This is a genomic window from uncultured Tyzzerella sp. (assembly GCF_963558545.1).
GTDB lineage: Bacteria > Bacillota > Clostridia > Lachnospirales > CAG-274 > Tyzzerella.
In genome coordinates this window covers 1-5092 of record NZ_CAUWHO010000081.1, presented here as the reverse complement: position 1 = coordinate 5092, position 5092 = coordinate 1, and the positions used below count along the sequence as shown (strand labels likewise).

Below are 5092 nucleotides of genomic sequence, written 5' to 3'. Positions count from 1 at the left end.
TAAAGGTTGTAAACCATATTTAGCTCTTTCTTCATTTACAAGCCTTACAACTTCTTCTTCCATTGCTCTAATATCTTGTTCTGTTAATTCTGTATTAGAAGTATTAGAATTACTTTCTTTTACATCTTCATTAATATCTCCTTGTAAAACTAGCTCATTAGAAACATTTTCATTAGTTAAAATAGCTGTTTTTGTACTGCTTTCCCAATCTATTTTTATACCTAAACCTGTTTCTAAAGCTCTAAGTGGTATAAATGTACTTCCATTTTTAATTTCTGTATAAATATAGTCAATTTTACCTGTTTTGCTATCTTTCATACCCATATCAAAAATTTCTTCATTTATAGACATTTTACTAGAGCCAGCTATAAATTTAATAGTTGTATCATTACTTTTTATAATTATCTCTTTTGTGTTAGGTATAAATTGTATATTGTTTTCATCTATTCCTAAGCCTGTTGATACAAATCTTAAAGGTATCATCATACTTTCACTAGGCTTTTGTATATAGGGTGCTACATCTAAAGTTACATTTTCTCCATTAACACTAGCTATTTTATTTCCAACACTAACTCTAACTTGCCCTTGTGCAAATACATTAACAGTATTTAATAATAAACTACTTATTATAAAACTACTAATCATTAATTTAAATAATTTTTTCATAATAATTCTCTCCTATAATTAATTACCATAATTATACATAAAAAATTATTAATAGTCAACTTATTATCTGAATTTTCTGACTTGTCGTTTTCAAGGATTTTATTAAATTTGTACAGCTTGAACAACTAATCTTTTTGTCGGCTCATTAGCAATACAAGTTATCATTGTTATTCTATTATCATTTGTATTTTCAAGATATGAAAAATCTGTTTCCAAAATATCTTTTTTAACAGTAACTTTATATTTTCTAGTACCTAAATTTGTTTTATATTCAACTATATCCCCAACTTGTACATTTTTTAATTGCCTAAAGTCTATTTTATAATCTCTGTTATGAGCCGATAAGCCTACATTTCCATTAAAAATTGCTGTTTGATTAAAATGTCCTATGGCACTTTTCATAACCTTTAACATCTCTTGGTTATCTTTAGCATCTTTAACAGGAAAATTTTTTATATTTGTTCCTTGTACTGTTAAATAACCTATTACTCCAGCTGGTAACTGCGTTGGTTGTGGGAAAGGGTTAGTTTTATTAGTTTTTACATTTTGTGTAACCTTGTTCATATCCCATTTATTATATTCAAGTGCTTTAGAAAGCATAGTAACTGCTTCTGCCCTTGTTATATATGTGTTTCCATTGATTAAGTTATTATCGTAAAAATCTATAACTTTACTAGCATAAAGATTATTTACATCATTAAGCACCCATTTTGGTATTTTATCTATATCTGCATAAGGCAACTGCACTTTATCATAATTGCTATTTCTAACAAGCATTGAAGTTATTTTTATCATTTCAAATCTTGTTATTTTATTATTAGGCTTAAATGTTCCGTCTTTATAGCCACTTAAAAAGCCATTTTCACTAGCTTTTTTAATAGCATTTGAAAACCAACCATTAGTATCTTTAAAGCTTACATCTTCAAATTTTAAATTAATATTAAAGTTTGATAATACTTGATATATTTCTGCCCTTGTTATCATATTGTTGGGCTTAAAAGTGTTATCTTCATAACCTTTTATATAACCTTTATCTACAAATTTTTGTATGTATTCTCTACCTTGTGTTGTTGCTATATCTGTAAAATTACTAGCAAAAACATTTGAGTTTATAACACTAGCAAAAATTGTAGCTAATAATATTATCTTTTTAAAATTATTATTTATTTTCATAAATACCTCCTTAAAATACTACATCTATATAAGTATTTTCTTCATTAAAATCAAATTTTTTTATTTTTGTTGAATTTACTAATGTAATACTTATATCTTGATTATTTAATTTTTTAGCAATATTTTTATCTAATTGTAATTTATAAATATTGCTAGTTGCCTTTAAAGAAATAGTTGTTAAATTTATACTATTATTTTTAATTTTACATTTACCTATTAGTTCATATGCTCCATTAATAAGGTTATAAACTTTAACATTTTTCTTAGTAAACCAAAATACTATAAAACCAAAAATACCTGTTGCTCCAGTTCCTGTTGCTACTGCAATAGGTACTGTTAAATCAGATATTTTATCTCCTTTATAAGTAACAGTTATTATATTTTTCTCAAATATTTCTTTTGAAATTTCTCCTTTATATTGTACTGTAACTTTATAATCTAATATTTTTGTTTTTGTATTAGGTATTTTTTTATTATAACTACCTTTATAAACTGTATTACAATTATAAAGGGTACTAACTCCTGTATTTGCTACACTTGATATTGCCTCATTGTTTGTACTTACAAAATTTGCATCTACTAAATTTAATGTAACTCCATTTTTCACAATAGTTTTAGGTATTAAACCATAGTCATTATTTTCTAAACCATAGAAAGTCTTTTTTTCATTAAGTGTTATTGTTTGGCTACTATATGTTGTTGTGCTTTCTATTTTATTAGGCTCAACTTTTAATGTAGTATTTTCTTTTAGTAAAATACCTTTATATCCGTCTTTTTCATAAGGCAAGTTATCTTGAAATAACTGTAATATTTTTGTGTTGTCTAGCTTATCAAAATCACTTTTAGATAAAATTAATTCTAAAGTTTCTATTTGCTCTTTTTTATCTTCCTTTGTGATTTCTTCAACATTTACATTATCTTTAGTATATTTAAAATTATCTTTTTCAAAATCTTCAAATACAACCTTTGTAAAATCAATATTTTCTAGGCTTTCAAATATTTTTATTGCCATTGTTTTATCTTCATTTATAGATAATTCTATTTCTTTTAAATCATTTGCAAATACTGTCTGATTTAAAAACATTGTTGTAAATAAACAGATAATTAATTTTTTCATCTCATCACCTCCTTTCAAATAGCATCAAATAACAGATTTTATAAAATTTATAAAAATATTTCTTAAATCTTCATTTAATAAAACTGTTAAACCTATGCTTGAAAGTATTGTTATCCCAACATAAAATAAACTTTTCATACAAAACAAAAAAGCACTTATTAAAAATTTTATAAAACTTTTAAAAGTGCCTGTATTTTTTATTATTATAGGTTGATTATTTTTTTGTATAAACATTTCTTGTTGTTCCTTTAGTCTTTCTTGTTCCTTTTTTTCTTCTTCCTTAAATTTATTGTAAAATGTACTCAATTTAACCTCCTATCTCATCAAAAGTTAAATACTTTTTAAATATTTTACTATATATTTCTTCATTTTTTAATTTGAAAATATTAGGGCAATACTGTGAAAAATAAATATTTAATTCACCCATATTTTTTAATATAAATCCCTGTTCTTCTTCGCCTACAAAATTAAAAATAAAATTTATATCTTTATATGTATTACAAATTTTAAATACATTTTTTAGGTATTCTTCTTCCCAAAATTTTGCACCACAAACAACTATTCTAAAATCTGCACTTGCAAAACTTTCTTCGTGTGTTTGCAAAAATTCCCCATAATCAAAAACTAAAACTTCATAATTTAAAGAAAGTATGCTAGGTAATTCTTTAAATGTAATACTGTAAAAAATATCAACTCCTTTGTAGTTTATTTTATGATTTTCTTCATCAATAGAAACATCATAAAAATTTTTAATATTTTCTATTTTATTTTTATTGTTAAATTCTATATAACAAGCATTAAATCCATATTTAATTAAATAATTTACAATTAAAAAAGCCTGTGTTGTTGCTCCCATTCTAGGGCAAGTACCACAAACTGCAATTTTTAGCTTATTCATTCTTATTTTTGGTTTTACTAACACCTTTTTCTCAACAATTTTTTCAACTTCAACAATAGTTTCTTTTTCTATTATTTTTGTTTCAATTTCTTTTTTTATAGGCTTTTCTTTTAGTTGTTTTTCTATTTTAGACTTATTTATCTTATCTAATAAATCTTTAAATTTATTAGATTTTACAGGCTTTTCTATTTCTTTAGCACTATCTAATACCTTAAATTTAATACAATCTTTATACCCATTATTTCCTAAAACACAAGCCTTAATTTCTTCTTGCTTTAAATATTCATCTTCACTTATTATAAAGTTGAAAATACTTTCACAAGCTAATTTAGAAAGAGTTAAATCACCAGCCTTTCTGCCTATCGCAACTATTATTATTTTAACATCATATAATTGCCTAAATTTAAGAAAAAATTGTATAATTTCATCTTCAGTATTTGATATAATACATAAATCTACTGCTAAAAATTTATAGTGCGTATAATTGTTATTAGTATGAAATAAGCTATTTAAGTCAATTACTTTATTAAGTTTATTTATCATTATGTTATTTTCTAAGCAAACCTTATCAAATATATTTTCATTGCTACTACTTGTTATATATAAAAACATCTTCTCACCTCCTTTAAAAATCTTTAAAATAAAAAGACATATTTAATAATACGTCTTTACAAAATTTAAAATTTATTTTATAATATTTATATAGAGTAAGGGTAACCATTTAGAATGGTTTAGCCTATTAGTAAAATATTTTTATTTTAACCGTAGACTATTGCAACTAGTTTACGGTTTTCTTTTGTATTACTTTTTGTTTATGTAACTCAAAAGAGCGATTAATAATAACCCACCTTGAAATAGCAAGGATATAATTTCATAAATTGAAATAGTCATATTATCAACCCCCTTTCTACTCTGTTGTAGAAAGGCTAAACCATAAAATTGCAAACCGTTACCCTATATTACTTAGAATAGCAAAGCTATTCAATATAATTATAAGCATATTTTATATATTAGTCAATATTTTGATTTTAATCAAAATATATTCCCAACATAATTATAAACTTGTTGTTCTTTATAAAAATTAATAACATTTATTATATAATCTAAAACACTTTGATTTTGGCTATCTTTAATACATAACATAATACTTCCAAAAACGCTAGTTAATAAACCTACTATTAAAACACTTTGATTTCTATTAAATAAAAATATTATAAAACTTATAAAAAATGAAATTA

6 protein-coding genes and 1 pseudogene are annotated in these 5092 nt (G+C 23.5%); all 7 read right to left on the bottom strand.

Annotated features, from left to right (window positions below; translation table 11 throughout):
* Positions 1-666: stalk domain-containing protein (locus R5Z65_RS09445; protein ID WP_317368743.1), on the bottom strand; the 666-nt coding region annotated here is incomplete at its 3' end.
* A gap of 102 nt (positions 667-768) precedes the next feature.
* Entirely contained in the window at positions 769-1839 is a 1071-nt protein-coding gene (locus R5Z65_RS09440; RefSeq protein WP_317368742.1) for a sortase, read from the bottom strand.
* A 10-nt stretch (positions 1840-1849) separates the two neighbouring features.
* Positions 1850-2956 carry a hypothetical protein gene (locus R5Z65_RS09435; protein ID WP_317368741.1) on the bottom strand — a complete coding sequence of 369 codons (1107 nt, stop codon included), beginning with the start codon at positions 2954-2956 and terminating at the stop codon, positions 1850-1852.
* Positions 2957-2980: 24 nt separating this feature from the next.
* On the bottom strand, positions 2981-3262 hold the full coding sequence (locus tag R5Z65_RS09430; protein ID WP_317368739.1) for a hypothetical protein: 282 nt from the start codon (positions 3260-3262) through the stop codon (positions 2981-2983).
* Between the two features lies 1 nt (position 3263).
* Positions 3264-4466, bottom strand: a complete 1203-nt coding sequence (locus R5Z65_RS09425; protein ID WP_317368738.1) for a hypothetical protein — start codon at positions 4464-4466, stop codon at positions 3264-3266.
* A gap of 189 nt (positions 4467-4655) precedes the next feature.
* Positions 4656-4745, bottom strand: coding sequence for a putative holin-like toxin (locus R5Z65_RS09420; RefSeq protein WP_317368737.1), 90 nt, complete (start codon positions 4743-4745; stop codon positions 4656-4658).
* A 141-nt stretch (positions 4746-4886) separates the two neighbouring features.
* Positions 4887-5092: pseudogene (locus tag R5Z65_RS09415) on the bottom strand (hypothetical protein); the annotation flags it as partial.